The following is a 25767-nucleotide window of genomic DNA, read 5'->3' as shown; positions in this document are numbered from 1 at the left end:
CAGAACGGAACACGGCCATGACCCAAGCGATCCTTCTCGGCCTCCTGGCGGGCCTCATGATCGGCAACGGCATCCCGCACTTCATCAAGGGCATCACCAAGGAGCGGTACCCGAGCGTGTTCGGCGGCGGCCCCGTGCCCAACCTCGTCGCCGGCTGGACCGGGATCTGCCTGGGCGCCTTGGCGCTCGCGGCCGCCGACCTCCCCGCCGAGCCGTGGCCCGGCGGGGTGTCGATCGCGGTCGGCGTGCTCCTCATCGGGCTCTTCCACGCCCGGATCGGCGCGTTCGGCCGCGAGTGAGTCAGCGCCGCGACTCGGCCAGCGCGAGCGCCGTGATCGAGCCGAGCAGGACCACCGCGCCCGCGACCGTGGCGAGCGTGAGCGGTTCATGCAGGAGCGCCACTGCGAGGAATGCGGCCGTGACCGGCTCGATGAGCATCATCACCGAGGCCGTCGTGGCCCGCACCCGCGCTGCGCCCGCGAAGTACAGCGGGTACGCGAGCGCGGTGGTGAACGCCGCGAGGTAGCCGACGATCGCGAACGTCAACACCGGGTCGCCCGTGGTCGGAGTCAGGCCCTCGAACCAGGCGGGCACGAAGAGGACGGCCGCGCCGATCCCGAAGGACCACATGGTGAGCGTGAACGGGTCCTCGCCGTCGCTGCGGCGGCCGGTGGCGCGGCCGAGGAGCGTCACGGCCGCGTACCCGGCGGCGGAGAGCAGCGAGAGCGCGACCCCGGCCGGGTCGATGACCCCCGCGCCGTTGCCGAGCACGAGCACCCCGAGGCCGGTGACCGCGCCCGCGACGGCGAGCGCGCCCCCGCGGCCGAGGCGTTCACCCAGGAGCAGCCTGCTGCCGAGCGCGGTGAGGATCGGCCCTGATCCGAGCGTGAGCAGCGTGGCGGCGGCGACCCCGGTGGCCTCGACGGCCGCGAAGTACGCGGTCTGGAAGACCGCCATGCCGATCCCGACGCCGATCAGGAGCGGCGCCCGCCGCCGCAGCGGCGCGGCCGCCGTGACCCGGTTTCGCTTGGGCCGCAGCGCAGTGAACGCCAGGAGCAGGACGAGGCCGCCGAGGTGGCGCCAGAACGAGACGGCAGACGGGCCGAGATCGCCGGCGCGGTAGACGAGTTCGGCGGCGGCGCCGGTGGTGCCCCAGGCGAGGCCGGTGACGGTGAGGTACCCGAGGCCGCGCCGGGCCCGGGGTTCGGCGGGTCGGGCGGGCAGGGTGGACGTGGCAGTGGACATGCGGTCTCCGAAAGAGCGTCGCGGACGGTGGACTCACGTCTGCGGGCATGCCTCAATCAGCGCGAGGCTCAGAACGCCTTGCGCGGCAACGGCTCAGATGCCCGCCTCAGGCGGCGGGCGGGGGAAGGAAACCCAAAGGCATGCGCGCCACCCTACCGTCCGGTCCCGGCCCGGTCCAGCCCCGCGGCCTCACAGCCCCGCGCGGAGCCGCTTGAGGCCCTCCTCGATCACGTCGAGCCGCTTGCAGAACGCGAACCGCACCTCGGCCCGGGGCGCCTGGTCAAGGTAGAACACCTGGGTCGGGACGGCCACGACCCCGCAGCGCTCGGGCAGCTCGAGGCAGAACCGCAGCCCGTCCTCGTGCCCGAACGGCGCGATGCCCGCCGTCACGAAGTAGGTGCCCTCCGGTTCGTGCACGTCGAAGCCGATCGCCGCGAGCCCGGCCACCATCACGTCGCGCCGCTCCTGGTACCCCGCCGCATACTCCCGGTAGAACCCGTCGCCCGAGGCCAGCGCCTCCGTGATCCCGTACTGGAACGGGGTGCCGGACGCGAACGACAGCCACTGCTTGACGTCCTTGACCCGTGCCACGAGCTCCGCCGGGCCGGTCGCCCAGCCGATCTTCCAGCCGGTGACCGAGAACGTCTTCCCGGCCGAGCCGATCGTCACCGTGCGGTCCCACATGCCCGGCAGCGTCGCGAGCGGCACGTGCTCGCGCCCGTCGAAGACCAGGTGCTCGTACACCTCGTCCGTGACCGCGATCAGGTCGCGCTCGACCGCGAGCGCCGCGATCGCGCCCAGCTCCTCGCGGTCCAGGACCGTGCCCGTGGGGTTGTGCGGCGAGTTGACGAGCAGCAGCCGCGTCCGATCGCTGACGGCGGCGGCCAGGCGCGCCGGGTCGAGCCGCCAATGCCCTTGCGCGCCTTCAGGGGCGTCGAGCCGCACCGGCACGAGCGTCCCGCCCGCCATGGCGACCGCGGCCTTGTAGGAGTCGTAGCTCGGCTCGAGCGCGATCACCTCGTCGCCGGGATCGACGAACGCGAGGATCGCCGCCGTGAGCGCCTCGGTGGCCCCGGCCGTCACGGTGACGCCCTCGTCCGGATCGGGCGCGAGGTCGTACCAGTGCCGCTGGTGGGCCGCGATCGCCCGGCGCAGTTCGGGAATGCCCGCGAGCGGCGGGTACTGGTTGTGCCCGTCCCGCATCGCCCGCGCGGCGGCCTCGATGATGTGCGACGGCCCGGACTCGTCGGGGAAGCCCTGCCCCAGGTTCACCGCGCCGTGCCGCTGCGCGAGCGCGGACATGGTGGTGAAGATCGTGGTCTCGGGCCGCCGGCCGGGTCCGCTCATGGTGCCTCCTCGTCGCAGCCGTTGCTGCGGCCATCATGCCATCAAGCCGCGTCGGGCCACCGCCCCTCGGCCTTCGCGCGTTCGATCTCCGCGAGCCCGGCGGGCCGCATCCGGCCCGCCGCGACGAGCGCTTCGGCGATGCCCCGGTTCCGCCGCGACCACGGGCTGCGTTTGGTGCGCGGCGAATACCGCTGGAGGAACGAGTCGCCGTCGAGGGCCTTGCGGTGGCCGTCGATCCACCCGAAGCACAGCGCGGCTTCGAGCGCCGGCCCGATCCGCAGCCGCCCCTCGGGCGAGCGCTCCTTGCCGATCCGCAGCCACACCGACCGCTCGCCCGGGTGGGCCGCGAGCCAGGCCTCCCACTCGTCGCGGTCGGCGAGGTCCAGGTACTCCATGATCAGGACCTCGCCGCGAGCGTGTCGAGGTAGTGCCGGTTGAACATGACGCCGAGGACGTTCCCGAACGGGTCGAGGAACGAGGCCGTCTCGAACCCCTCCCCGCGCGCCGTCCGCGGCTCGTACGCCTTGGCGCCCATGGCCTCCAGCCGCTCGATCACGGCCCCGAGGTCGTCCACGTGCCAGTACGCGATCGCGCCGCCGGGCGCCGCGCCCAGATCGTGCCGCGCCCAGGCGCCCTGCACGATCCCCAGCTCGTGGAGGTAGTCGCCCACGCGGAACTCGACGTAGCCGCCGGGCACCTCGAAGTACGGCTCGACGCCGAGCAGCTCGGTGTACCAGGCCTTGGCGGCCTCCAGGTCCTCGGCGAAATAGCTGATGGTGCTGATTCCTCGCAGCATGTGCGTCTCCTTCGTCGTCGTCGAACCCCAAGCTATGACCCACTGCGGAAGATTCGCTTCCTCAATGCGTGCGAGAATCGGGAAATGCTGGAGACCTCCGCACGCCTGCTCCGCGTCCTCGCCCTCTTGCAGGCCCAACGCGACTGGACCGGCGCGGCGCTCGCCGCCCGCCTCGACGTCACGACCCGCACAGTGCGCAGCGACATCGACCGGCTCCGGCAGCTCGGCTACCGCGTGCACTCCACCACGGGCAGTGCCGGCGGCTACCGCCTGGAGGCCGGGAACGCCATGCCGCCCCTGCTGCTCGACGACGAGGAGGCCGTCGCGGTCGCCGTGGGCCTGCGGGCGGCGGCCTCCGGCTCGGTCGCCGGGATCGAGGAGACTTCGCTGCGGGCGCTGGCGAAGCTCGAGCAGACGATGCCCTCGCGCCTGCGCCACCGCATCGACATGCTCAGGGCCGCAACGGCTTCAGCGGCAGGCGCGGGTCCGACCGTGGACGCGGAGGTCGTGACCGCGATCGCGGAGGCCGTCTACCGGCACGAGCAGCTGCGGTTCGACTACCGCGACCGCGCGGGGGAGGAGTCGCGCCGCCGGGCCGAGCCGCACCGGCTCGTCTACACCGAGCGGCGCTGGTACCTCCTGGCCTGGGACGTCGACCGCGAGGACTGGCGCACCTACCGCGCCGACCGCATCCGCCCGCGAATCCCCAACGGCCCCAGGTTCACTCCGAAGGAACCGCCGGAGGGGGCCGTCGCGCACGTCCTGCGCGGGCTGGGCCACAACGCCTGGCGGCACCAGGCCGTGATCCGCCTCCACGCGCCCGTCGAACGCGTCGCCGCGATGCTCCCGCCCGGCAGCGGCCTCCTCGAACCCGCCGGGGACGACGCGTGCCTGTGGCGCACCGGCAGCGACTCCCTGAGGGACCTGACGAACTACATCACTGCGCTCGATCTTCCGTTTGATGTGGAAGGGCCGCAAGCACTCCGGGACCATCTGCGGGTCCTGGCCGCGCGATACGCGGCCGCCGCCGAAAATACCTCCGGCATGTAATGGAATAAAGCATTCCGTTCTGCTATGCTTATCGTATGGAAGCCGGAACATCCGGCAGAATCGAAGGAGTTACGACATGACCGCTTGGCCCCTCCTCGCCGAAGCCCACAACGCTCTGCTCGACACCGTCAAGGGCGTCGGCGCCGACCAGTGGGACCTGTCCACGCCGTGCGACCAGTGGACCGTCACTCAGGTGATCCAGCACGCCGCGGGGGACCAGCTCGCCTACTACGCCGCGATCACCGGCGGCGACGGCCCGGCCGAGAACCCGTTCGCCCCTTCGGGAACGCTCACCACCGACCCGGTCGCGCTCGTCTCGGCCGCGACCGAGGCCGCCGCCGAAGCCTGGGCGATCATCGCCGAAGATGATGCCGCCGTCGCCGTTCCCGTGCCGCCCAACACGCTTGACGCGGTGACCGGCATCGGCGCCTGCGCCCTGGATGCGGCGGTGCACGCCTGAGACATCGCGAAGGCGACGGGTCAGGCCCAGCCGCTCACTGAGGAGGCTGCGAGCGCGATTCTGGTGGCGGCCAAGCAGATCGTCGAGCCATTGCGTGCTTGGGGCGCCTACGCTGCCGCGTTGGAACCGCAGGAGGGCGATGACGCCGTGGCCGCCCTGCTGCGGTACCTCGGCCGCGATCCGGAGTGGACCGCCTCCGCCTGAGAGCGCGTGAGGCTGGGCGGTGTTGGCCGCCCGGCTTCGGGCCGCTGCCGTGGCCGGGGGTTTGGTGGGGCCGGGTTCAGGCGGGCGGCGACGACGGGGCGGCGGGTCTGATCGGGTGGGATGGCGGGGCTCGGGTCGGGTTCGGGGACCGGGCGGGTTTCCTTGCGGCACAGCGGGTCCGGCGCGGAATGTGAGGGTCTTGTATCCCTTTGGGTGATGACGGTGGGTGTTGAGCGGCGGATACTTGAGGTACGTACAAGGACAGGGAAAACGTACAGGTGTTGAGTAGGTGCAAGCAGACTGAGCCAAGCCTCTGGCCTCTCGCAAACCGGACCGATTCCGAGGCGACGACCCGGTAAGTCAGGGTTCTCCTCCTGTTGGGGGCGTCCGATCTCATCCTCTCGTGCTATCGCGTTCCGCAGCTGACTACGGCCCCTTGATGGGTCGTACTGGGCGGGAGATCGTCGGTCGGGATCACCTCGACCGGCGGCAGTGCTCCGAACGAGGCACATGTCAGGCGAGTAAGTCCTGAGCAGCGGCAAGGTTCGGCCGGGCAGTAGAGGACCCGTGCAACTGAGTCGGTTGTGCAAGGCACGCACCATCTTCCAAGGATCGAAGGGGGCGTAGACGAACGCACATGGATCGTGGCGTCCTAGCGATGGGAAGTCCACCCCGGATCGACTTGACTGGGGGACATGAGCAACGAGAACGAAATCATCCTGGTCACCGGCGCTACCGGCAAGGTCGGCCGCCGCCTCACCGCACAGCTTCGCGAAGCCGGGCACAGCGTCCGGGCCGTCTCGCGGAGCACCGAGATCCGCTTCGACTGGCATGACGAGTCGACGTGGGCGGCCGCCTTCGAGGGCGTTTCGGCCGCCTACCTGATTCCGCCGGACGAGCCGTTCCCGGCAGAAGCGGTCGCGGCATCCGCGGCGAAGGCCGGTGTGCGCCGCCTGGTCGCCCAGTCGGGCCGCCGTATCGAGGTGCTGGCCGAAGCGGCCGGCGTCGGTCCCGAAGCAGTCGGGATGTATGCGGCTCAGGAGGCTGTGAAGGCCTCGGGGGTTGAGTGGACTGTGTTGCAGGCCAACAACTTCAACCAGAACTTCAGCGAAGGGGACATGCTGGAGGCCATCCGGGCCGGCGAGCTGTTCCTGCCGGTGGAGGACACGGTGGAGCCGTTCATCGACGTGGAGGACATCGCGGCCGTTGCCGCGGTCGTGCTGACCGAAGACGGCCACCACGGCCGCACGTACGAATTGAGCGGCCCCGAGTCGCTCACGTTCGAAGCGGCGGTCGAGGCGATTGCGGAGGCCGCAGGCAAGGCCATCGTGTTCCAGCCGGTGAGCCCCGAGGACTACGCCGCTGCGCTGCGCGCCGAGCAGCTGCCCGAGGACCTGGTGTTCTTCCTGGATGTGATGTACCGGGTCATGCGCGAGGGCAAGATCGGCGACGTGGCCGACGGTGTCGTGCAGGTGCTCGGCCGGAAGCCGGTCGCCTTCGCCGATTGGGCGAAGCGCGCGGCGGCTGAAGGCGCCTGGTCCTAGCGGCCGGGGGGGCCCGCCCGGGGGGGGGGGGGGGGGGGGCGGGGGGGCCCCCGAGGGGGCTCCGCGCGGGGCGGCTGAGGGCGCCGGGTCCTAGCGGCCGGCGCGACCGGCCGGGCCTCGGTGATCGTCATGTCACGGGTCCGGCCGGTCGCGACCGCTCACTGCGTTGCGAGCTTCTTGAGCAGGCGTTCCAGTTCGGTGCGCTCTTCGGGGGACAGGGTTTCGATGAGCCTTCGCTGGTTCGCGAGGTGGACCTCCATGAGTTCGTCCGTGAGCCGCAGGCCCGCTTCGGTCAAGGTGATCCGGCGGCCGCGCGAGTCTTCCTCCGCCACTGAGCGGTTCACCCAGCCGGCGGCTTCGAGCCGGTCGACCCGCTTCGTGATCGCGCCGGTGGTCACCAGCACGGTGCGGCTCAGCTCGCCCGCCGAGAGCGCGTGAGGCGCACCGGCCCGGCGGAGTGCGGCGAGCACGTCGAAGTCGCCGTTGCCCAGGCCCGCTTCGGCGAAGGGCCCGCGCAGCTCGCGGTCCCAGGCCCCGACGAGCCGGAACATCCTGCCCACCACGAGCATCGGCGAGGCGTCGAGGTCCGGGCGCTCGCGCCGCCACTGTCCCACCATCGCTTCGACAGCGTCTTCTTCGGCAGTGTCTTCTTCAACCGTGTCGGTCGTCGCATCCGCGTTCATGACTTGCATTGTACCTTCCGCGGAAGATAGTATGTCTTCCATGGAAGATAAAACCGTGGTCGACTGCTACTTCGACCCCGCCTGCCCCTTCGCCTGGATCACCTCCCGCTGGCTCCTCGAAGTCGAACGCGCCCAAGCCATCGAGCTCCGCTTCCGGATCATGAGCCTCGCCGTCCTCAACGAGCACCGCGAACTCGAACCCTGGTACCGCGAGTTCAACGACCGCGCCTGGGGTCCCGCCCGCGTCTGCGCCGCCGCCGAACGGCACGCCGGGCCCGGCGTCCTCCGCGACCTTTACACCGCCCTCGGCACCCGCATCCACCTCGGCCGCGACAAGGACTTCGACCGCGTCATCGCCGCCGCCCTCGCCGAGACCGGCCTCCCCGCCGAACTCGCCGCAGCCGCCCACGACACGGCTTTCGATGCGGCCCTGCGCGAGAGCCACCAGAACGGCCAGGACGCCGTGGGCGAGGAGTCCGGCACGCCCCTCACCGTCATCGACGGCATCGGCCACTTCGGGCCCGTCCTCACCTCGATCCCCAAGGGCCGCCAGGCCACCGACCTCTTCGAAGCGTTCCGGACCCTCGCCGGCCTCGACGCCTTCGCCGAACTGAAGCGGAGGCGCAATGCGCTCGACCTCTCCTAGCGCCCGCCGCCGGTTCATCGCCGCGAGCTTCGTCGACGCCATCGGCAACGGCATCTACGTGCCGCTCACCATGCTCTTCGTGCACGCCCTCACCGGCCAGTCCCTCACCGCCATCGGCACCGGCCTCACCCTCGCCGGCCTCGGCGCCCTCGCCGCGATGCCCGCCGTGGGCGTCCTCATCGACCGCCACGGCGGCAAGCGCGTCTACATCGGCTCGCTCGCCCTCCGCGCCGTCGCCTTCGCGCTCTACCCCCTCGCCACCTCCTACCCGGCGTTCCTCGCCGTCGCGCTCGCCGTCGCCGTCGGCATGTGGGCCTCCGCGCCCAGTCAGCAATCCCTCATCGGTGAGATGGCCGAAGGCGCCGAACGAGACCGGCTCCTCGCCTGGAACCGCAGCCTCCGCAACGGCGGCATGGGGTTCGGCGCCCTCGCGGCCGCCGCGATGCTCGCCGTGGGCGGCGGCACCGGCTACCTCGCCGCGGCCCTGGCCCTCGCCGCCGCCTTCGCCGCAGCCGCCGTCCTCGTCGCCCTCGTTCCGGCGCAACGCGACACCACCGCGCCCGAAACGACCGTGCGCGCGGAAGGCGGCTATCGCGACGTCCTCGCCGACCGCCCCTACCTGAAGATCACCGTCGCGAACTTCCTCATCGGCTTCGGCTACACCGCCCAGGCCATCGCGCTCCCGGTCTTCCTCACCCGCGACGTGGGCATCCCCGACGCCGTCGCCGGGCTCGTCTTCGCCGTCAACACCGCCCTCGTCGCCGGGCTCGGCGTCCCCGTCGCCCGCCGCCTCATCCGGGCCCGCCGCGGCCGCGCCGCCGCCCTCGGCACCGCCGTCTTCGCGCTCTCCTTCGCGGCCTTCGCACTCCTGCCCGCCCTCGGCGGCACGATCGCGATCGTCGCCGTGCTCGCCACCGCGGTCGTCTACACCGCGGGCGAACTCATCCACTCCGCGCCCGCCGAAAGCCTCGCCGTGCACGCCGCCCCCGACCACATCCGCGGCCGCTACCTCGCCGTCTACCAGCTCTCCTGGTCCCTGTGCCGCACCGTCGCCCCCATGGTCCTCGGCCTCCTCCTCGACGCCGGCACCTGGCAGCTCTGGGCCGCCCTCGCCGCCGCCGTCCTCACCGGCGGCGCCCTCCTCCTCCACACCGACCGCACCCGTTCCGCCCGCGTCACCGCCCAGCCCGTCGCCGTCCCCGCCTGACCATCGCGAGGACCCTACGCAACGTGATCGGGGCGTAGCCTGAAAGGAGCCGCCCGCCACCGCCCTGACAGGACGGCCGGCAACCCCCTCCGAAGAAGGCCCTCATGTCCAGACTCCTTGTGACCCTTCGCAACAGCGACGACCGCGCCACCGTCCACGACACCGGCGCCGAAGTCCTCGCCGAATACCCCGATCAGCTCCTCGTCACCGGCACGCCCCGGCAGGCCCGCGACCTCGCCGCCCGGGGACTCGAGACCACGCCCCTGCCCGAGCAGCCCGTCCAGACCGCCGGCGCCAGCTTCCGGTTCGCCGCCGCGCTCGACGCCCAAGCCGCCGTCACCCTCGCCCCCGAACCCGGCCGAACCGCCTACTACCTCGTCAAACTCATCGGCCCGCCCACCGCCGCCTGGCTCGACGAGCTCACTGAGGCCGGCGCCGAGCTCCACGGCAGCCTCTCCGGCTTCACCATGCTCGCCGGGTTCCTTCCCGAACGCGCCGAAGCGATCCGGGCCCTCGCCTGCGTCGAGGAGGTCACCCCGTACCGCCCGGCCATGAAGGTCTCCCCGAAACTCCACCCCGCGCCGCGCCGCGACCTCGACGCCGCCTACCTCGCCGCGGTCGACCCCGACGACTTCGCCGACGACGGCCCGCAGATGATCGAGGTCGCCGTCTTCCCCGGCGAGGACACCGCCGCGCTGGCCCGCCGCATCCGGGACGCGGGCGGCTCGGTCTTCACCGCCCTCGCCAAGTCCCTCGTCGCGAGCGTGCCCCGCTCCGTCATCGCCGCACTCGCCGATGTCGAAGGCGTGCAGGCGATCATGCCGTACGCGTTCTCGCAGACCAGCAACGACCAGGCCGCCGCGATCATGGGCGTCCCCGCCGACCACCGCTTCGGCGACCTCGCCCTCGCGGGAACCGGCCAGATCGTGGCGATCGCCGACTCGGGGCTCGACAACGGCGACCCCGAGACCGTGCATCCCGACGTGCGCGGCCGGATCAGGGGGATCACCTCGTGGCCCACCCGGGAAGTCCTGGCGCCCTTCACGAACGACCCGCCCGGCCACGACGACGGCCCGGCCGACACCGACTCCGGCCACGGCACGCACGTCACCGGCTCGGTCCTCGGCAGCGGCGAGGCCGCCCGCCAAGCGGGCGCGGGCGTCGTCCCGGCGGGCATCGCCCCCGAGGCCACGCTCTTCTTCCAGGCGATCAACCAGAAGATCCGGTGGAAGTCCCGCGCCGAGCTCGCCGCCGCCGGCCTTCAGCCGTTCACGAACCCTTGGCCCCCACCGGCTTCGGGCCTGTACGGCATCCCCGGCGACATCGGCGCCCTGTTCGCCGAGGCCTACGAGGCGGGCGCCCGCGTCCACACCAACTCGTGGGGCGCGCCGCTCGCGGGGGAGTACGGGCAGAACGCGCGCGCCGTGGACGAGTTCATGTGGACGCACCCTGACATGCTGGTGCTCTTCGCGGCCGGAAACGACGGCGCGGACGCCGACAGCGACGGCCTCATCGACCCCGACTCGATGGGCTCGCCCGGCACCGCCAAGAACTGCCTCACCGTGGGCGCCAGCGAGAACCGCCGCCCCAGCGGCTCCGAGCCGCCGCCCGGCATCGACCGCAACTGGAGCCAGCTCGGGCGCTACCCGAAGCTCGGCGCGGCCGGGCACGTCTCGGACGACGCGGACGGCATGGCTGCGTTCTCCTCGCGCGGCCCCACCGACGACCTGCGCATCAAACCGGACGTGGTCGCCCCGGGCACGAACATCCTGTCGATGCTCACCTCGGTGTACGCCGGGGACGACGAGCCGCTGTGGGGCCGCCTGCCCGAGGGCCACCCGCTGCGCGACCGGTACTGCTGGAGCGGCGGCACGAGCATGGCCACACCGCTCGTCGCGGGCGCGGCGGCGCTGGTCCGCCAGCGCCTCACCGAGCAGGGCCACCTCGCGGACGGCCGCCGTCCCTCGGCGGCCCTGCTCAAGGCGCTCTTGGTGAACGGCGCGGTCGCGATGCCCGGCCAGTACCCGGGCGAGGTCCCCGAGGGCCCGAACCCGGTGAGCGGCTTCGGCCGGATCGACGTCACCCGCGCCGTCGGCCTCGCCGACCGCAGCCGCTTCGCCGACGCCCCTGACGACGCGGTCGCGACCGGCGAGATCCGCCGCTACCGGCTCGAGGCCGCCGACCCGGCCGCGCCGCTGAAGCTCACGCTCGTGTGGACGGACGCGCCCTCACTGGAAGGCCTGGGCGGCTTGGTGAACGAGCTGTACCTGCAGCTCGAGACCCCGTCCGGCGCGGTCCTGAACTGGGACGCGAACCCGGCCACGCGCGTCACCAACAACGTCCAGCAGATCACCGTGGCCGCACCGGAGGACGGCGTCTACACCGTCCGCGTGCGCGGCGTCTCGGTCACTCAGCACGCGCCGGGCGCGGCCCCCTCGGACGGCCTGCGCCAGGACTTCGCGCTCGCCGCGTCGAACGCGATCGCCGAAGCCGACGGCGACGCCGCGCTCGCCCCCATGCCCGCCTCCCGATGAACGGGAACGGCGGGCCCTCGGCCCGCCGTTCCCCCTCGCTCAGCCCAGCGGAGGGCGGGACAGGACCTCGACGTAGACGATCCGCTCGTCCACGACGTCGAGGATGAGCATGCCCTCCTCGGGATCCAGCAGCACGTTCCGATGGCCTGGACCATAAGGCGTGCCTGGAGGATGCTCGGAGGTGCGGAAGCTCTGGCAGAAATCGTCCCCGCACCCGCACGGCGCGACGAGCCGGAGGTCGTGCGCCACGATCGCCAGGTACCGCTCGCCCTCGGCCTCGAGCAGCCGGGCCAGCTCGGCGACCAGCTCCGGGTAGACCTCCCGGACCAGCGGATACTCCTCCATGAACGCCAAGCATAATGACGCCTCTCCCGCGGCGAAACACTATTGCCCTCGGGCTCGCGCTTCCCTAGGCTGCGGAGATGGAATGGGTCGAGGACTTCTACTCCCGCACCGGACGCTGGTGGGGCGAGGCCGAATCGGGCATCGGCGACCGCGATCGCGACCGCGTCGAACGGTTTCGCCGCGTCTGCGGCCCCGAACCGAAGCGCGTGCTCGAACTCGGCTGCGGCTACGGGAACACCGCCGCCGCGTTCGCCGACGCCGGCCACCGGGTCGTCGCCGTCGAACTGACCGACCGCGCCGACCGCGCCAAAGCCCACACCGAGCGCCTCGGCCCCGACCGGCTCCGCGTCGTGCGCGGCGACTTCTACACCGCGGCCTTCGACAGCCGTTTCGACGCGGTCACGTACTGGAACGGCTTCGGCATCGGCTCGGACGCCGACCAGCGCCGCCTGTTGCGCCGCATCGCGACCGAATGGCTCGCCCCCGGCGGCACCGCCCTCGTCGACGTCTACAACCCCTTCGTGTGGGCCGCCTGGAACGGCGATGTCGAGCTGCTGCAGGCGAACCCCACCCGCGGCTACCACCACGAACTCCAGCAGCACCTCGAGTTCGACCCCGTCAGCGCCACCGCCGTCGACACCTGGTGGGACACCGCCGAGCCCGAGCGCCGCATCACCCAGCGCCTGCGCTGCTACAGCCCGGCCGACCTGCGGCTCCTCCTCGAAGGCACCGGCCTGGCCCTCGCCGGGGTCCTGGCCGGCGGCGAACCGGTGGATCTCGCCGCCGACCTCACCGGCGACGCCGCCTGGCTCAGGGACCACTACGAATACCTCGCCGTCCTCACCTCGGCCGCCGACTAGCGACGCGAGGCCTCAACGGCGGCAAGGATCTCCGCGACGCCCGCCACCGGGTCGTCCACTTCGAGGAGCAGCCGGTCGTATCGGGCGCCTTCGAGTTCGACGACGATCGCGAGGTCGGGATTCGCGACGTCCCAGAAGTCGCGCTTGCCACCGCGCCGGAAGGACCCCACGTTGACGACGCCGGGGATGTTGGTGGCCACGCCCCAGCGCGCGCCGGGGAAGGCCCGCGCCGCCGCCGGATCGGCGCGGACGGCCGTGACCGCCGCGAGCGGGATCATGAGGGGACGCCGGCGTCCGAAGGCCCGCCGGACCCCGGTCAGCCGGACGGTCAGGTGCGTGTCGGTGCAGTGCAGTTCGGCCATGTCGTTGCCCTTCTCGGAGTTCAGGTGACGTCGCGCCGCATGGGCAGCAGCACGGCCGCCGCGGCGGCAAGGAGCGCGTACGCCAGCAGGACCGCCGCGCCGACAAGGGGCGGCAGCAGGTGCGCGGCCGAGCCGGAGACCTCGACGGCGGCCTCGCCCATGAGGCTCGCCTGGGTGAGCGCGGCGGTCGCGCCGCCGGGCAGGAACGGGTAGACCGCGCCGACGCCGGGGATGAGCGCCAGCAGGTGCTCGACCATGTACAGGTACGCGCCGAGCACCGCGAGCGTCGCGGTCTGGTCCCGCAGAAGCGCTCCGACGCCCACGCCGATGACGGTGTAGGCGGCCATCGCCGCCGCGAGACTCGCGAGGATCCCCGCCACGGTCTCGGGGGAGGCTCCGATCGCGACGCCGCGCACGGACGCCGCGCCGTAGAGCGCGGCCGCCGCCGATCCGGCGACGATGAGCCCGTACCCGGTGCCCGCCAAGGCATAGGCCGCGAGTTTCGCCGCGAGGACACGGTGCCGCCGGGGCGCGAACAGGAACGTGTACGTGATGGTCCTGTGCCGGTACTCCGAGGTCACCGCGAGCGCTCCGAAGAGCGCGGGCGCGAGCACGGTGAGCCCGATCAGGCTGAGCACCAACCGAACGCCCGCCTCGGTGCCGATCCCGGGCATGGGCGGGTCGAAGTGCTCGGGGCCGACGAGCACGGCCATCGCCGTGAGCGCGCCGCCGGACAGGAGGGCGACGGGCGGACCCCATCGCCACAGCGGGGTGGAGAAGAGGCGGCGCAGTTCGGCGCGGACGAGGCGGTTCACGCCGCGGCTCCCGTCAGTCGGAGGAAGGCCGCTTCGAGGCCGATGCCATCGGCGGTCAAAGCGGCGAGCGGGCCGGTGGCGAGGAGCCGGCCGCGGCGCATGACGACCACGTCGTCGACGAGGCGTTCGGCTTCGGAGAGGACGTGGCTCGCGACGAGGACCATGCGGCCTTCGCCGGCGAGCCGCCTCAGGAGGCCGCGAAGCCAGGCGATGCCCTCGGGGTCGAGGCCGTTCGTGGGCTCGTCGAGGACGAGGACGGGCGGGTCGCCGAGGAGCGCGGTGGCGAGGTTGAGGCGCTGGCGCATGCCGGTGGAGTAGCCGCCGGCCCGGCGGTGGGCGGCGTCGGTGATGCCGGTGAGCGCCAGGGCCTCTTCGACGCGCGCGGTGGGGACGCCGAGCATGTCGGCGTAGACGCGCAGGTGGTCGCGGCCGGTCCGCGCGGGATGGAAGTTCGAGGCCTCCAGTGCCGCGCCGACGGTGCGCGCCGGCTCGGGCAGGTCGCGGTAGCGGCGGCCGCCGATGCGGGCGGTGCCCCCGTCGGGGGCGACGAGGCCGAGCAGCATCCGGAGGGTGGTGGTCTTGCCGGATCCGTTGGGGCCGAGGAAGCCGGTGACGCGCCCGGGTTCGACGTCGAACGTCAGGTCGGTGACGGCCTCGACCTTCCCGAAGCGCTTGGTGAGGCCCCGGATCTCGAGGCGGTGCGGTGGGTGCATCGCATAACTCCATCTCTTCTATCTGTTCTAGTTCATGTATATCAGATAGACTTGACGGATGCGCATCACGCTTGCGGTGGACAGCGAGACCCCGATCTATCAGCAGATCCGGGACCAGATCGTCACCGCCATCGCCACGGGCGAGCTCACCGCCGAGACGCCGCTGCCCTCCACCCGGCAGCTCGGGGCCGACCTCGCGGTCAACTTCCACACCGTGAACAAGGCCTACGACCTGCTCCGGCACGAGGGGTTCATCCGCGTCAACCGCAAGAGCGGTGCCGTGATCCGCCGCGACCGGACCACCCCGCCCGACCCCGGCGTCGCCGACGCCTGGCAGGAGCGGCTCGCGATCATGCTCGCCGAGGCCGTCGCCCACGGCCTCGACCGCGACGAGGTCCTGGCCCGCACCGCGCAGACGCTCGAGGCCTTCACGGCCGCAGAGAGGACCGGCCCGTGACCCTCCCGCTCATCACCCTGCTGGTGGCGATCGCGCTCGTGACCGCCGTCTGGCGCTCCGTGCCCGCCCTCGCCCGTCCCTCCCTCCCGTTCGGCGTCGCCGTCCCGCCCGACCGCGTCGCCGACCCCGCGATCGCCCAGGCACGCGACCGCTTCTCCCGGACCGTGCTCGCCTCCGGCGCGATCGCGGCCGCGCTCGCGCTCCCCTTGGCGCTCCTGCTCGATCCCGAGCCGGTCATCGCCGCCGCCGTCACCGCCCTGGCGCTGGCGGACACCGCCGCCTACACGCTCGCGGGCCGCCGCGTCCGCGCCGCGAAGGCCGCCGGCGACTGGTACGCCGGGGCGAAGCAGGCCGTCACCGCCGACCTGACCTTCCGCACCGACCCCGTCCGCGTGCCCTGGCACTGGGCCCTCCCGGCCGTCCTCGTCCTCGCGGCGACCATCGCGATCGGGCTCGCCCGCGCCGGATCACTCCCCGCCACGCTCCCGGGCCTCGACGGCGTCGCCCTCGACGGCGGACCCCGCGTCCCCACATGCTTCCTCGCCGCCGCCAACCCGGTCCTCGCCCAAGCCGCCATCACCCTCGCCGTGCCGCTCCTGCTCGCGGCGATCGTGAAGTCGCGCCCCGAGATCGACGCCGCCCGCCCGGCCGACTCGGCCCGCCGCTACCGCGTCTACCTACGGGCGCTCGCCGGCCTGCTGCTGTTCGCCGCCGCGTGCGCGAACCTCACGCTCCTCGGGATCGCCTTGCGCCTCTGGGAGATCCTGCCGCCCTCGGTCCCCGCCACCGTCGTGATCTTCACGCCGCTGCTCGCGCTCGCCGTCGCCGCCGTGGCCCTGGAGATCCGCGTGGGCGCCGGCGGTCACCGCCTGCCCGGCGGCGCACCCGAGGACACCGGACTGGTGCAGCGCGACGACGACCGCCACTGGCACCTCGCCGGCTTCGTCTACGCCAACCGCGACGACCCGGCGGTCCTCGTGCACCAGCGCGCGGGCGGTCTCCAGTGGACCGTCAACCTCGGCCACCCCGTCGGCTGGGGCGTCACCGCGCTCCTCGCGCTCATCGCTGCCGCGGCCATCGGCGCCGCCGCCCTCGACGGCCTCGGTATCGTCGACCTCCCGAACACCCGCGGCCTGTGACGGGCGGACCAGGAGCCTCCATGGATCTCGACCAGTACTTCGACCCCTTGGGCGCGAAGGTGTCCGCCCATATCAGGGACCTCTCGGACGGGCGCGGGCTCGGCGTGCGCGAGAGCGACCCGGTGATCCTCGTGTCCGTCGTGAAGCTCTTCATCGCCTGGGAGTTCCGCTGCCAGGTCGAGGCGGGACTCATCGACCCCGCCGCGCCCGTGCGCGTGACCCCCGCCGACCGGCTCGGCGGCACCGGGGTGGCCGGGTTCCGCTACGACTCGCAGATCTCGGTGTGGGACCTCGCATCCCTGATGATGGAGGTCTCGGACAACTCCGCGGCCGACCTCGTCGTCAAGCAGATGGGCGCCGGCGCACTGCGCAGCCTCCCGGCCCGGCTCGGGCTCAAGGACACCCGGCTGCTCGGCTCGCCGCGCGTGATCCTCGAAGAGGTCGCCCGCGACCTCGACATCGCCGATCTCGAAGCCCTCGCGCACGTCCTCGAGAGCGGCGCGCTCACGACCGAAGAACTGCGCGCCACCAGCGCATGGGACCCCATGCGCACCAACGCCTCCACGCCCGCGGACATGACCGCGTTCCTGCGCCACATCTGGGACGGCCCCGCGCCCGTGGCCGCCGACGTGCGCCGCTGGATGGGCCGCCAGCTCACCGGCGGCCGCCTCTCCCGGCTCGCCCCGAGCACCGTGAAGCCCTTCGGCCGCTCCGGGTCGCTCCCCGGCTGGCTCAACGAGGTCGCCGTCTGGGAGTGGCCCGATGGCCGCCGCCACGCCCTCGCCATCTTCGCGCAGGTCACGCGCCGCAACTTCCGGGAGGTCGAACTAGCGATGAGCCGCGCCGCCCTCGCCCTCACCGAAGCGCTCGCCGAAGGTCAGTAAAGCGAGGACCAGGGCCGCGGCGGGTTCGCCGGGTCGGTCTCGGCCGCGCGCCGCACCAGCGTGCGCATCCGCTGATGCGCCCGCAGCAGCTCCGGCGCCTCCCGCATGAGCACGTGTCCCGCCGGGGTGAGCTGCACCTGCCCGCCGCCCCGGTCGAACAGGTCCGCTCCCAGCTCCTTCTCCAACCGCCTGATCCGCTGGCTCAGCGGCGGCTGCTCCATGCCCAGACGCTCGGCGGCCCGGCCGAAGTGACGTTCTTCACCTACCGCCAGGAAGCATTCCAAGTGCCGCATGATGTCCACGCGGCAACGATATCAACGCAGATATCGGCCCATAGGCGCGTTGATATTGGACGGAACGGGACACGGCGGCTTGAATACCACCCATGACCACACCCGCTGATCCCACTCCGCCGATCCGCCGCCGCGGCCTGCTCATGGGCACCGGCGCGGCCGCGCTGGCGGCCACCGCCACCGCGGGCGGCATCGCCGCCGCGCAAGAGAACGACGCCGAGTCCGAGGCCGCCCCGAAGGTGCGGCTGCGCTGGCTCGGCACGAACGCCTGGGAGTTCACCACCGACAAGGCGACCGTGCTCATCGACCCGTGGGTGAGCCGCTTCCCGACCGGCGCCTACACCTCCGAGGGGGCCGACCCCGAGACCGACATCGAGGTCCACGAGGACGTCGTCGACGAGCACCTGCCGAAAGCGGACACCATCCTGGTGACGCACGGCCACTGGGACCACATCGCCGACGTCCCCTACCTCGCCGAGCAGACCGGCGCCACCGTCCTCGGCACCGAGACGCACCTGAACCTGCTGCGCGCCATGGAGGCCCCCGAGGCCCAGCTCTCGCAGCTCGTGGGCGGGGAGCTGTATCAGTTCGACGGCTACACCGTCGAGGTGTTCCGGTCCTCGCACTCGGCCAGCGGCGAGCACAAGCAGATCCTGTTCGGCGGCACCAGGCCCGGAGCGGTACCCAAGCGCCCCAAGAAGATCAAGGACCTGATCGAAGGCGGCAGCCTCACCTACCTGCTGGACTTCGGCGGCGTCTCGTTCTTCAACGCCGGCTCGGCGAGCTTCCACGAGCCCGAGATCGCCGGGATCCGCCCGACGGCCGTGTTCGTGCAGCCCGGCGGCAAGCACACGCCCGCGTACGTGGAGCGGCTGCTGGAGGCCACCGGCTTCCCGCCGTACGTGATCGCGACGCACTGGGACGACTTCGACAAGCCCCTGACCGAACCCGCCGTGGCGGGCGGGGACGTGGAGGCCCTGCGCGAGCGCGTGGCCGCCGCGAGCCCCGATTCCGAGTTCCTGCTCATCGACCACCTGGAGAGCCATGACTTCTGAGGTCACCGTCCGCTGGCTGGGCACCAACGCCTGGGAGATCACCTGTGACGGCGCCACCGTGCTCGTCGACCCGTACGTCTCGCGCACCTACACCGGCGCGACCAAGCCGGGGGAGTTCAACCCGGACACGCCGATCGCGATCGACGAGGCGGCGATCGACGAGCACATCGGCGCCGCCGACTCGATCCTCATCACGCACGCCCACTTCGACCACATCGCCGACGTCCCGTACGTCGCAGAGAAGACCGGCGCCACGGTCCTGGGCACCGAGACGCACCTGAACCTGCTGCGCGCCATGGACACCCCGGAAGAGCAGCTGTCGCAGGTGGGCGGCGGCGAGCTGTACCAGTTCGAGGGCTACACCGTGGAGGTCTTCCGCTCCTCCCACGGCGTGACCGGCAAGCACAAGAGCCTGCTGTTCCCCGGCACCCGCCCGGGCGAGACCCCCGCCCGGCCCGAGGTCATCAAGGACCTCGTCGAAGGCGGCAGCCTCGCCTACCTCGTGACCTTCGGCGAGGTCTCGCTGTTCTTCAACGGCGTGCCGTCGTTCCACGAGCGGGAACTCGGCGGCATCACGCCGACGGTCCTGTTCATGCAGGGCCCCAACCCGAACTACCCGAACTACGTGGAGCGGATGCTCGCCGCCACCGGCTTCCCGCCGTACGTGGTCCCGACCCACTGGGACGACTACGAAGCGCCCCTGACGGAACCGGCCGTGGACCTCTTCGGCGCGGAGAAGCTGGGGGAGCTGGTCGCCGAGGCCGGCCCGGACTCGCAGTGGGTCCTCCTGGACCACCTCGAGTCGTACACCTTCACCGGCTAGATCCAGCCCTGCTCCCACGCGTACTGGGCGGCCGCGTGCCGGGTCCGCTTGTCCAGCTTGCGCATCGCGGTGGACAGGTAGTTCCGCACGGTCCCCGGCGCGAGGTGGAGCTGGGCGGCGATCTCCTCGACGGTGCCGCCGCCCCTGGTCGCGCGGAGCAGGTCCAGCTCCCGCTCGGTCAGGGGCGAGCGGTCCTCGGTCAGGGCCGTCGCGGCGATCTCCGGGTCGATGTAGCGGCGGCCCTGGGCGATGTCGCGGATGATCTGCGCGAGCCGCTCGGCCGGGGTGGTCTTGGGGACGAACCCCGAGACGCCCGCGGCGAGGGCCCGGCGCAGCACGCCGGGCCGCGCGTGCCTGGTCACGAGCATGACCTTGACGCCCGGGTTCGCCTCGCGGATGCGCTCGGCCGCCCACAGGCCGTCCTGCGGCGGCATCTCCAGGTCGAGCACGGCGATGTCCGGGAGCCGCGTCTCGGCGAGCGTGACGGCGTCGGCCCCGTTGTCCGCCTGGGCGATCACGGTGATGTCGGGTTCGAGCCCGAGGAGCACGGCCAGCGCCTCGCGCACCAGCGTCTCGTCGTCCGCGACCAGGAGCCGGATCACCGCCGCGCCCGCTTCCGCGCGAGCCGCCGCACCGGCGCGGCCCGCTTCATCGGCGGCGCCTGCCGCTGCTGGGGCGGCTGCGGCTTCGGCACGGTCCCCTTGAGCGTGAAGCGGTCCCCGTCGTGGTCGTGCTCGACGCGCCCGCCGGCCTCGGTGAACCGCTCGGCGAGCATGCCGAGCCCGTTGCCCGATCCCGCCGGGGACGGCGCGCCGTTGTTCGTGATCGTCACCGTCACCTCCGCGTCGACCTCCACGATGGACACGTCCGCGGCGGTCGGCTCGGCGTGCCGGATGAGGTTCGTCGTCGCCTCCCGCACGAGCAGGCCGAGCAGCTTCTCGGTGTCCTCGTCCAGCGACGGCGCCGCGTCCGGCACGGTCGCCTGTACCCCCGCTGACTTGAGAATCCTTGCGGCCGAGTCGATCTCGTCCGCCAGCGCGACCTTCCGGTACCCGCCCACGACCTCGCGCGTGTCCTTCATCGCGGTGCGCGCCAGTTCCTCGACCGCGCGCATCTCGGCCTCGGCGCGCTCGGGGTCGACCGCGACGAGCCGCCGCGCCACCTGCGCCTTCAACGTGATCGCCTGCAGGTTCCCGCCCTGCACGTCGTGCAGCTCCCCGGCGAACCGCAGCCGCTCCTCGGCCACCGCGAGGTCCGCCGCGAGGCCGCGGGCCTGCTCGAGCTCCCGCGCGACCTGGTAGTGCCACAACTGGCAGACGACGCCGACCGCGATCGCGGGCACGAGCAGGATCGTTATCACCACCGTCTGCGCCTCGGCCAGTCCGGCCTGCGCGAGCGCGATCACGAGGCCCGCCATCGCGGCCGCCCCGATCACCAATGCCAGCGACCGCCTCCCCGGACGCGCCCACAGCGACGCCTCGGTCAGCAGCAGCGCCGCCGGCGCCGTCCACGCCGGGCTGATCGGGCCCGCCTGCGCCTCCCACACCGCCCCGCACACCAGGATCGACAGGGACACTCCCCAGAGGACGCGCCGCCGCCACGGCCCCTGCCCGTGCCAGTGCAGGGCGAGCGCCGCCGTGCACAGCGCGACCGAGACGGTGATCGCCCCGCCCGCGACCGGCAGCGCCTCGTACGGGAGCGGCGAGTACGCGAGGAACATCGCGGCCATGAACAGCGCCAGCGGGCCTGAGCCGATAACAGTGAAGAAGGTGTACGTGCGCAGGCGCCGCAGGCCGCGTGTGGAGGACTCAACTTCTGGGGGCACTCCGAGATTCAACCACCCCGGCCCCGAATGACATTTGTCAGACCGCCCCCACACGTCCGTCACCTGGACCGATGCGGTTCCGGCACTACCTGCGGCCCAAGGAAGAACGCAGGATTGAGCCATGAACGCGACCACCCATGAGGACCGCCCCGCCGTCGAGGTCCGCGACCTCGCCTGCCGCTACGGGACCTTCACCGCCGTCGACGGCGTCTCCTTCACCATCGCCCCCGGCGAGCTCTTCGCGCTCCTCGGCACCAACGGCGCCGGCAAGACCACCACCGTCGAGACCGCGGTCGGGCTCCGCCGCCCCGCCGCCGGCACGGTCCGTGTGCGCGGCCTCGACCCGCACCGGCACCGCCGCGACCTCGCCGGGCGCGTCGCCGTCATCGGCCAGGAGACCGGCTTCGCCGACGACCTCACCGTGACCGAGACGCTGCGCCTGTGGACCGACCTGCACCGCCTGCCCGCCCGCGACGACCTCGTCGAACGCGTGGACCTCGCCCACCGCGCCGCCGTGCGCGTCGCCGCGCTCTCCGGCGGCGAACGCCGCCGCCTGGACCTCGCGCTGGCGCTCGCGACGGACCCGGCCGTGCTGTTCGCGGACGAGCCGACGACGGGCCTCGACCCGGCCTCCCGCCGCCGCACCTGGGCGCTCCTGCGCGAACTCACCCGGCGCGGCACGGCGGTCCTGCTGACCACCCACTACCTCGACGAGGCCGCCGAACTCGCCGACCACGTGGCCATCATGGACCGCGGCCGCGTCGTCCGCTTCGGCACCGTCGCCGAGATCACCGCCGCCCACGAAGCCCGGATCACGGTGAGCCCCAAGCCGTTCGACCCGCTCGCGCTGCCGGTCCTCGCCGGGCGCACCGCCGTCGCGGACGGGCGGCTGACGATCCGCACCACCGAACTCCAGGCGGACCTGCACCGCCTCCTCGACTGGGCCGCGCGCGGCGGCGTGGACCTCGGCGACCTGCGGGCCGGACCGGCCACGTTGGACGAGATCTTCGCCGAACTCGAAGCCCAGCCCGCCGTCTGAACCCGAACGGAGCCCTGACCATGACCGCACTGACCCTCGCCGTCGCCGAGACCCGCCTGATCCTGCGCAACCGCACCGTCCTCGTGACCGCCGCGATCCTCCCGATCGCCATGGCGTTCCTGCTGAGCCGTTCGGACGTCGCCGTCTTCGCCGCCTCCCCCGGATCGCTGGCCGCCGTCCAACTGGGGATGCTGCTCATGTTCGGCGTGTTCATGACGAGCACGATGACCCTCGCCGCGCGCCGCCAGCAGCGCTACCTCAAACGCCTCCGCAGCTCCCCGGCATCGACGGTGTCCATCGTGGCCGGACTGGCCGGTCCGCTCGTCCTCGTCGTCGCCGTGCAGGGCCTGCTCGTGCTGGCCTACACCGCCTGGGAGACCGGCACGGCCCCGGCGCACCCCGAACTGCTCGTCCTCGCCTTCGCGACCGGCGCGGCCGCCTCGGTCGCGCTCGGCTTCCTGACCGCCTCGTTCACGAAGACCCCTGAGGCCGCCCAGATCACGGTCCTGCCCGGCACGCTCGTGTTCATGGCCGGGATCGTCATGGGCCTCATGAGGTTCGAAGGCGCAGAATCCGCGCTCGCCGCCGCCGTCCCCGGCGCGGGCCCGACCGAACTCACCCGCCTCGCGTGGGACGGCGGCGACTACACGGCCGCGCTCGAACCGCTCCTGCTCTCCGTGCTGGCGGCCGCCGCCGCGGCGCTCCTCGCCGCGCGGCTCTTCCGCTGGCAGCCCCGCGCCTGACCCGAAAGGAAGTCCCGTGTTCCTCGAAGAGTTCAAGCAGTCGCTGCTCTACGCCAAACTCCCCACCCACTGGGCGGTCGAGGCCGCCGTCGCGGCCGCGACCTTCGCGGTCCTGGCCGCCGCGTACCTCCTCTTGGACGCGAGCGACCGGACCTTCGCGGTCCTCAGCGCGATCGCCGCCGTCTGGTTCGGCGCCCGGATCGCGATCGTCGCGGTCAGGGGCCGCCGCCCGCCGATGGGGCCAGGCCGCATCGACTGAACAGCCATTTTCCAAACCGTTGCCGCCCATGCCTTGCCGCCGGGGCCCGCCGGGCCCTAGCTTGAAACCCAGACCCCGTCCCCCGTGCACTCCGGTGCCCGCTCCCCAGATCCGGGGGAGCGGGCACCGGCTCCGTTGCGGGCCTAAGCCGCCGAGCAGGTCACCGCCGGGGTCGCGCTCGGCCCCGAGGCCACGAACCCGAAGCCCTCACGCGACTGGCCCGCCGCGACCGCGCCGTTCCAGCCCACGTCCCCGGCCGTCACCGCGGTCCCGGACTGCGTGTACTCGACGTTCCAGGTCGACGTCGCCTTCTGCGCGCCCGGCCAGGTCCACTTGAGACTCCAGCCGTTCAGCGCGGCGCTCCCGGCTGTCACGTCCACCCGGCCCTGCCAGCCCGAACCCCAGTCGCCCACCATGGTGATCGTCGCCGTGCAGTCGCCCGCGGGCGGCGGCGTCGTGGTCGGAGGGTCGGTCGTCGGCTCCTCGCCGGTGCCGCCGCAGTCGGGGCTCGAGTTGGTCTGCGTCAGCAGCCCCAGCCGCCACGGCAGGTTGTTGTAGTCGCCGGACGCGTTCGGGTCGACGCCCTGGTACAGGTACTTCATGTTGCAGGGGCTGATCTCCATCTTCTGGTTCACCCCGGCCCGGATCATCTCGCCGTGGCTGATGTCCTTCGTCCACGCCCCGCCCGGGAACGTCACGTTGGACGCGGCCGCGAACGGGTTCGCGTTGCTGTCCGCCAGCGGCGTCCACGGCCCGGCGATGCTCGTCGAGGTCCACGACCGGAAGTACCGGCCCACGGTCCCGAACGCCTCCACGATGAGCATGTACTGGTCGGTGCCCTGCACCTTGTAGACGTTGCTGGCCTCCCACAGCGCGTACTTGTTGCTGTCCTGCATGGCGATCACGGGTTCGCTCATGCCGTTCGGGAAGTTCGCCACCGAGGTCTGCGAGCGGTACAGGTGCCCGTTGTCGTCCGAGGAGAACAGGTGGCAGTTCACGTCGTCGCAGGTCACCCACATGTCGACCCAGTAGCCCGAGCCGATGTTGTCCTTGATGATCTGCGGCATGCCCGAGTAGAAGTGCTTCGGCGCCGTCCACCCGGCGGGGTTCGAGATGTCCGGGTTGGTGGAGTAGGCGGCGTTGCCGTCCTGGTAGACGAGGTACCACACGCCGTCGGGCTCGTAGTAGAACACCTCGGGCGCGGCCCGGTATCCGGTGCCGATCCCGGACCGGTCGAGGTAGTAGTGGGTCGCGTTCGCGGCCTGGTTCCAGTCGGTGAAGCTGAAGTACACCATGTTGTACCCGGCCGAGCTCGCGATGGACGCGAACACGTGCCACTTGCCGTTGTGGAAGACCACCGAGGGGTCCTTGAGCCCGGCGATGTTCGGGTGCGCCGAGTCGGGCTTGGGGCCGGCGAGGATGCCGCTGGAGCTCCACTGGTAGCTCGCGGGGAGGGCCTCGGCCTGCGCCGGGGCGGCCGGGTCCTCCTCCGCGCCCTGCGCGTGGGCCGTCAGGCCCGCCGCCATGGTGGCGGCCATCGCGGCGGCGAGCAGTGCGATTCGCACCGCCCGCAGCCTCGTCCGGATGGGAATGCTCATGATTCGTCTCTCCTTGGGGTACAGGCGTTCACGCCCGAAATCCGAAACTTTCAGGAGGTTCCGGAAAAACCGGAAGCGCAGGAACAGGTTACCGATAAATATCGATGCCTGTAAATGCCTCGCGAGCCTTTGAATAGTTTCGGAAGTTGCGGAGCCCCAGGTACAGTTCCGAAATGACCATCATCGACGCCCAAGGCCGCCCCGAACCGCCCGCCGACGGCGACGAGGCCGCCACCCTCATCGGCTTCCTCGACTTCCAGCGCGCCACCCTCGCCTGGAAGACCCGCGGCCTCGACGCCGCCGCCCTCGACCGCACCGTCGCCGCCTCCACCATGACCCTCGGCGGCCTCCTCAAGCACATGGCCTATGTGGAGACGAGCTGGTTCCTGCGCTCCCTCTACGGCCGCCCCATGGGCGAACCCTGGGACTCCGTCGACTGGAAGGCCGACCGCGACTGGGAATGGCACTCCGCCGCCGACGACACCCCCGAAGCCCTGCACGCCATGTGGCAGCGCGGTATCGAGATCGCCCGCGCCTCCGTCGCCGAAGCCCTCGCAGACGGCGGTCTCGGCCGCCCCGCGCACCTGGTCTGGCCGAACGGCAAGAGCCCGTCGCTGCGGTGGATCCTGTGCCACATGATCGAGGAGTACGCCCGCCACAACGGCCACGCCGACCTGATCCGCGAGGTGATCGACGGCGAGACCGGCGAATAATTCCGAGCGGAACAGTCTGAAATGGAGGTGGGGGCGGTGGGTGCGGCGCGGCCCTGATTGCCTGCCGCGCAAGGCCTTCAAACGGCGGGTCCGTTGCGCTACGCTCCGGTGGCGTCACCCCTTTTGGC

General features: G+C 72.1%; 30 protein-coding genes and 1 pseudogene. 17 read left to right on the top strand and 14 right to left on the bottom strand.

Features of this window, described 5'->3' with window-relative positions; genetic code table 11:
• The first annotated feature begins 17 nt into the window (after positions 1-17).
• Positions 18-299, top strand: a complete 282-nt coding sequence (locus O2L01_RS01540) for a hypothetical protein (RefSeq protein ID WP_270119772.1) — start codon at positions 18-20, stop codon at positions 297-299.
• Between the two features lies 1 nt (position 300).
• Here the strand turns inward: O2L01_RS01540 and O2L01_RS01535 are convergent, their stop codons facing one another.
• The 4 genes from O2L01_RS01535 to O2L01_RS01520 form a co-directional block, all read right to left on the bottom strand.
• Entirely contained in the window at positions 301-1245 is a 945-nt protein-coding gene (locus tag O2L01_RS01535) for a DMT family transporter (protein WP_270119769.1), read from the bottom strand.
• Positions 1246-1434: 189 nt separating this feature from the next.
• The gene (locus O2L01_RS01530; RefSeq protein ID WP_270119766.1) at positions 1435-2592 is read right to left on the bottom strand and encodes an aminotransferase class I/II-fold pyridoxal phosphate-dependent enzyme; all 1158 of its coding nucleotides are present in this window, start codon (positions 2590-2592) and stop codon (positions 1435-1437) included.
• A gap of 41 nt (positions 2593-2633) precedes the next feature.
• Positions 2634-2987 carry a YdeI/OmpD-associated family protein gene (locus O2L01_RS01525; RefSeq protein WP_270119764.1) on the bottom strand — a complete coding sequence of 118 codons (354 nt, stop codon included), beginning with the start codon at positions 2985-2987 and terminating at the stop codon, positions 2634-2636.
• Between the two features lie 2 nt (positions 2988-2989).
• A complete protein-coding gene (locus O2L01_RS01520; RefSeq protein WP_270119762.1) occupies positions 2990-3388 on the bottom strand; it encodes a VOC family protein in 399 nt (132 codons plus the stop codon).
• 84 nt (positions 3389-3472) lie between these two features.
• Between O2L01_RS01520 and O2L01_RS01515 the strand changes: the two genes are divergently transcribed.
• The 3 genes from O2L01_RS01515 (at position 3473) to O2L01_RS01505 (ending at position 6646) form a co-directional block, all read left to right on the top strand.
• On the top strand, positions 3473-4438 hold the full coding sequence (locus O2L01_RS01515) for a helix-turn-helix transcriptional regulator (RefSeq protein WP_270119761.1): 966 nt from the start codon (positions 3473-3475) through the stop codon (positions 4436-4438).
• A 76-nt stretch (positions 4439-4514) separates the two neighbouring features.
• Positions 4515-4898, top strand: coding sequence for a maleylpyruvate isomerase N-terminal domain-containing protein (locus tag O2L01_RS01510; RefSeq protein WP_270119758.1), 384 nt, complete (start codon positions 4515-4517; stop codon positions 4896-4898).
• 899 nt (positions 4899-5797) lie between these two features.
• A complete protein-coding gene (locus O2L01_RS01505) occupies positions 5798-6646 on the top strand; it encodes an NmrA family NAD(P)-binding protein (RefSeq protein WP_270119756.1) in 849 nt (282 codons plus the stop codon).
• A gap of 158 nt (positions 6647-6804) precedes the next feature.
• Here O2L01_RS01505 and O2L01_RS01500 read toward each other — a convergent pair whose 3' ends face one another.
• A complete protein-coding gene (locus tag O2L01_RS01500; RefSeq protein WP_270119754.1) occupies positions 6805-7329 on the bottom strand; it encodes a MarR family winged helix-turn-helix transcriptional regulator in 525 nt (174 codons plus the stop codon).
• Positions 7330-7369: 40 nt separating this feature from the next.
• On the opposite strand from O2L01_RS01500, the gene O2L01_RS01495 reads away from it, so the two are divergent.
• The 3 genes from O2L01_RS01495 to O2L01_RS01485 all read left to right on the top strand — a co-directional run bounded on the left by O2L01_RS01495 (position 7370) and on the right by O2L01_RS01485 (position 11716).
• Positions 7370-7975: a mycothiol-dependent nitroreductase Rv2466c family protein gene (locus O2L01_RS01495; protein WP_270119752.1), complete on the top strand. Its 606-nt coding sequence runs from the start codon at positions 7370-7372 to the stop codon at positions 7973-7975.
• The gene (locus O2L01_RS01490) at positions 7956-9182 is read left to right on the top strand and encodes an MFS transporter (protein ID WP_270119751.1); all 1227 of its coding nucleotides are present in this window, start codon (positions 7956-7958) and stop codon (positions 9180-9182) included. The genes O2L01_RS01495 and O2L01_RS01490 overlap by 20 nt, the downstream gene beginning before the upstream one ends.
• Before the next feature lie 104 nt (positions 9183-9286).
• On the top strand, positions 9287-11716 hold the full coding sequence (locus O2L01_RS01485; RefSeq protein WP_270119750.1) for a S8 family serine peptidase: 2430 nt from the start codon (positions 9287-9289) through the stop codon (positions 11714-11716).
• Positions 11717-11755: 39 nt separating this feature from the next.
• Here O2L01_RS01485 and O2L01_RS01480 read toward each other — a convergent pair whose 3' ends face one another.
• Entirely contained in the window at positions 11756-12061 is a 306-nt protein-coding gene (locus tag O2L01_RS01480; RefSeq protein ID WP_270119749.1) for a hypothetical protein, read from the bottom strand.
• A gap of 77 nt (positions 12062-12138) precedes the next feature.
• On the opposite strand from O2L01_RS01480, the gene O2L01_RS01475 reads away from it, so the two are divergent.
• A complete protein-coding gene (locus tag O2L01_RS01475) occupies positions 12139-12921 on the top strand; it encodes a class I SAM-dependent methyltransferase (RefSeq protein ID WP_270119747.1) in 783 nt (260 codons plus the stop codon).
• Here the strand turns inward: O2L01_RS01475 and O2L01_RS01470 are convergent.
• The 3 genes from O2L01_RS01470 to O2L01_RS01460 are packed head-to-tail and all read right to left on the bottom strand — an operon-like array spanning position 12918 to position 14811.
• The gene (locus O2L01_RS01470) at positions 12918-13283 is read right to left on the bottom strand and encodes a hypothetical protein (protein ID WP_270119746.1); all 366 of its coding nucleotides are present in this window, start codon (positions 13281-13283) and stop codon (positions 12918-12920) included. The genes O2L01_RS01475 and O2L01_RS01470 overlap by 4 nt on opposite strands.
• 20 nt (positions 13284-13303) lie before the next feature.
• Positions 13304-14098, bottom strand: a complete 795-nt coding sequence (locus O2L01_RS01465) for a hypothetical protein (protein ID WP_270119744.1) — start codon at positions 14096-14098, stop codon at positions 13304-13306.
• Positions 14095-14811, bottom strand: a complete 717-nt coding sequence (locus O2L01_RS01460) for an ABC transporter ATP-binding protein (RefSeq protein ID WP_270119742.1) — start codon at positions 14809-14811, stop codon at positions 14095-14097. The genes O2L01_RS01465 and O2L01_RS01460 overlap by 4 nt, the downstream gene beginning before the upstream one ends.
• 58 nt (positions 14812-14869) lie before the next feature.
• Here O2L01_RS01460 and O2L01_RS01455 point away from each other — a divergent pair, with 58 nt between their 5' ends.
• The 3 genes from O2L01_RS01455 to O2L01_RS01445 are packed head-to-tail and all read left to right on the top strand — an operon-like array spanning position 14870 to position 17291.
• On the top strand, positions 14870-15268 hold the full coding sequence (locus tag O2L01_RS01455) for a GntR family transcriptional regulator (RefSeq protein ID WP_270119740.1): 399 nt from the start codon (positions 14870-14872) through the stop codon (positions 15266-15268).
• Positions 15265-16407: a DUF1648 domain-containing protein gene (locus O2L01_RS01450; protein WP_270119738.1), complete on the top strand. Its 1143-nt coding sequence runs from the start codon at positions 15265-15267 to the stop codon at positions 16405-16407. Before O2L01_RS01455 ends, O2L01_RS01450 begins: the two co-directional genes overlap by 4 nt.
• A gap of 20 nt (positions 16408-16427) precedes the next feature.
• Entirely contained in the window at positions 16428-17291 is an 864-nt protein-coding gene (locus O2L01_RS01445) for a serine hydrolase (protein ID WP_270119736.1), read from the top strand.
• Here O2L01_RS01445 and O2L01_RS01440 read toward each other — a convergent pair.
• Positions 17285-17584, bottom strand: coding sequence for a LysR family transcriptional regulator (locus O2L01_RS01440; protein ID WP_270120472.1), 300 nt, complete (start codon positions 17582-17584; stop codon positions 17285-17287). The two genes, O2L01_RS01445 and O2L01_RS01440, sit on opposite strands and share 7 nt — an antisense overlap.
• Positions 17585-17676: 92 nt before the next feature.
• Here O2L01_RS01440 and O2L01_RS01435 point away from each other — a divergent pair, with 92 nt between their 5' ends.
• Positions 17677-18639, top strand: coding sequence for an MBL fold metallo-hydrolase (locus O2L01_RS01435; protein ID WP_270119734.1), 963 nt, complete (start codon positions 17677-17679; stop codon positions 18637-18639).
• On the top strand, positions 18629-19462 hold the full coding sequence (locus O2L01_RS01430) for an MBL fold metallo-hydrolase (protein WP_270119732.1): 834 nt from the start codon (positions 18629-18631) through the stop codon (positions 19460-19462). Before O2L01_RS01435 ends, O2L01_RS01430 begins: the two co-directional genes overlap by 11 nt.
• Here O2L01_RS01430 and O2L01_RS01425 read toward each other — a convergent pair.
• Positions 19459-20064, bottom strand: coding sequence for a response regulator transcription factor (locus tag O2L01_RS01425; protein ID WP_270119730.1), 606 nt, complete (start codon positions 20062-20064; stop codon positions 19459-19461). The genes O2L01_RS01430 and O2L01_RS01425 overlap by 4 nt on opposite strands.
• A complete protein-coding gene (locus tag O2L01_RS01420; protein WP_270119729.1) occupies positions 20061-21287 on the bottom strand; it encodes a sensor histidine kinase in 1227 nt (408 codons plus the stop codon). The genes O2L01_RS01425 and O2L01_RS01420 overlap by 4 nt, the downstream gene beginning before the upstream one ends.
• A gap of 121 nt (positions 21288-21408) precedes the next feature.
• Between O2L01_RS01420 and O2L01_RS01415 the strand changes: the two genes are divergently transcribed.
• Genes O2L01_RS01415 through O2L01_RS01405 form a run of 3 tightly spaced genes read left to right on the top strand, consistent with a single transcriptional unit; the run spans position 21409 to position 23328 of the window.
• Positions 21409-22326: an ABC transporter ATP-binding protein gene (locus O2L01_RS01415; protein ID WP_270119727.1), complete on the top strand. Its 918-nt coding sequence runs from the start codon at positions 21409-21411 to the stop codon at positions 22324-22326.
• A gap of 20 nt (positions 22327-22346) precedes the next feature.
• Complete coding sequence (locus tag O2L01_RS01410) at positions 22347-23069, top strand: ABC transporter permease (protein WP_270119726.1); 723 nt, start codon at positions 22347-22349, stop codon at positions 23067-23069.
• Between the two features lie 16 nt (positions 23070-23085).
• A complete protein-coding gene (locus O2L01_RS01405) occupies positions 23086-23328 on the top strand; it encodes a hypothetical protein (protein WP_270119725.1) in 243 nt (80 codons plus the stop codon).
• A 143-nt stretch (positions 23329-23471) separates the two neighbouring features.
• On the opposite strand, the gene O2L01_RS25595 is transcribed toward O2L01_RS01405, so the two are convergent.
• Both O2L01_RS25595 and O2L01_RS01400 read right to left on the bottom strand, forming a co-directional pair.
• Positions 23472-23750, bottom strand: a complete 279-nt coding sequence (locus tag O2L01_RS25595) for a cellulose binding domain-containing protein (RefSeq protein ID WP_344468961.1) — start codon at positions 23748-23750, stop codon at positions 23472-23474.
• 84 nt (positions 23751-23834) lie between these two features.
• A pseudogene (locus O2L01_RS01400) lies at positions 23835-24791 on the bottom strand (non-reducing end alpha-L-arabinofuranosidase family hydrolase); the annotation flags it as partial.
• Between the two features lie 308 nt (positions 24792-25099).
• On the opposite strand from O2L01_RS01400, the gene O2L01_RS01395 reads away from it, so the two are divergent.
• Positions 25100-25639 carry a DinB family protein gene (locus tag O2L01_RS01395; RefSeq protein ID WP_270119723.1) on the top strand — a complete coding sequence of 180 codons (540 nt, stop codon included), beginning with the start codon at positions 25100-25102 and terminating at the stop codon, positions 25637-25639.
• Positions 25640-25767 lie beyond the last annotated feature (128 nt).

The sequence above is a fragment of the Glycomyces lechevalierae genome (assembly GCF_027622945.1).
GTDB lineage: Bacteria > Actinomycetota > Actinomycetes > Mycobacteriales > Micromonosporaceae > Glycomyces > Glycomyces rutgersensis.
Note: the sequence above shows the minus strand (reverse complement) of the source record. Positions and strands in the feature narration are given on the sequence as shown.

Excerpts from the sequence above, each read along its gene's own strand:
- O2L01_RS01540 (WP_270119772.1), top strand. The coding sequence starts at position 18 with ATGACCCAAGCGATCCTTCTCGGCCTCCTGGCGGGCCTCATGATCGGC.
- O2L01_RS01535 (WP_270119769.1), bottom strand. The coding sequence starts at position 1,245 with ATGTCCACTGCCACGTCCACCCTGCCCGCCCGACCCGCCGAACCCCGG.
- O2L01_RS01530 (WP_270119766.1), bottom strand. The coding sequence starts at position 2,592 with ATGAGCGGACCCGGCCGGCGGCCCGAGACCACGATCTTCACCACCATG.
- O2L01_RS01525 (WP_270119764.1), bottom strand. The coding sequence starts at position 2,987 with ATGGAGTACCTGGACCTCGCCGACCGCGACGAGTGGGAGGCCTGGCTC.
- O2L01_RS01520 (WP_270119762.1), bottom strand. The coding sequence starts at position 3,388 with ATGCTGCGAGGAATCAGCACCATCAGCTATTTCGCCGAGGACCTGGAG.
- O2L01_RS01515 (WP_270119761.1), top strand. The coding sequence starts at position 3,473 with ATGCTGGAGACCTCCGCACGCCTGCTCCGCGTCCTCGCCCTCTTGCAG.
- O2L01_RS01510 (WP_270119758.1), top strand. The coding sequence starts at position 4,515 with ATGACCGCTTGGCCCCTCCTCGCCGAAGCCCACAACGCTCTGCTCGAC.
- O2L01_RS01505 (WP_270119756.1), top strand. The coding sequence starts at position 5,798 with ATGAGCAACGAGAACGAAATCATCCTGGTCACCGGCGCTACCGGCAAG.
- O2L01_RS01500 (WP_270119754.1), bottom strand. The coding sequence starts at position 7,329 with ATGAACGCGGATGCGACGACCGACACGGTTGAAGAAGACACTGCCGAA.
- O2L01_RS01495 (WP_270119752.1), top strand. The coding sequence starts at position 7,370 with ATGGAAGATAAAACCGTGGTCGACTGCTACTTCGACCCCGCCTGCCCC.
- O2L01_RS01490 (WP_270119751.1), top strand. The coding sequence starts at position 7,956 with ATGCGCTCGACCTCTCCTAGCGCCCGCCGCCGGTTCATCGCCGCGAGC.
- O2L01_RS01485 (WP_270119750.1), top strand. The coding sequence starts at position 9,287 with ATGTCCAGACTCCTTGTGACCCTTCGCAACAGCGACGACCGCGCCACC.
- O2L01_RS01480 (WP_270119749.1), bottom strand. The coding sequence starts at position 12,061 with ATGGAGGAGTATCCGCTGGTCCGGGAGGTCTACCCGGAGCTGGTCGCC.
- O2L01_RS01475 (WP_270119747.1), top strand. The coding sequence starts at position 12,139 with ATGGAATGGGTCGAGGACTTCTACTCCCGCACCGGACGCTGGTGGGGC.
- O2L01_RS01470 (WP_270119746.1), bottom strand. The coding sequence starts at position 13,283 with ATGGCCGAACTGCACTGCACCGACACGCACCTGACCGTCCGGCTGACC.
- O2L01_RS01460 (WP_270119742.1), bottom strand. The coding sequence starts at position 14,811 with ATGCACCCACCGCACCGCCTCGAGATCCGGGGCCTCACCAAGCGCTTC.
- O2L01_RS01455 (WP_270119740.1), top strand. The coding sequence starts at position 14,870 with ATGCGCATCACGCTTGCGGTGGACAGCGAGACCCCGATCTATCAGCAG.
- O2L01_RS01445 (WP_270119736.1), top strand. The coding sequence starts at position 16,428 with ATGGATCTCGACCAGTACTTCGACCCCTTGGGCGCGAAGGTGTCCGCC.
- O2L01_RS01440 (WP_270120472.1), bottom strand. The coding sequence starts at position 17,584 with ATGCGGCACTTGGAATGCTTCCTGGCGGTAGGTGAAGAACGTCACTTC.
- O2L01_RS01435 (WP_270119734.1), top strand. The coding sequence starts at position 17,677 with ATGACCACACCCGCTGATCCCACTCCGCCGATCCGCCGCCGCGGCCTG.
- O2L01_RS01430 (WP_270119732.1), top strand. The coding sequence starts at position 18,629 with ATGACTTCTGAGGTCACCGTCCGCTGGCTGGGCACCAACGCCTGGGAG.
- O2L01_RS01415 (WP_270119727.1), top strand. The coding sequence starts at position 21,409 with ATGAACGCGACCACCCATGAGGACCGCCCCGCCGTCGAGGTCCGCGAC.
- O2L01_RS01410 (WP_270119726.1), top strand. The coding sequence starts at position 22,347 with ATGACCGCACTGACCCTCGCCGTCGCCGAGACCCGCCTGATCCTGCGC.
- O2L01_RS01395 (WP_270119723.1), top strand. The coding sequence starts at position 25,100 with ATGACCATCATCGACGCCCAAGGCCGCCCCGAACCGCCCGCCGACGGC.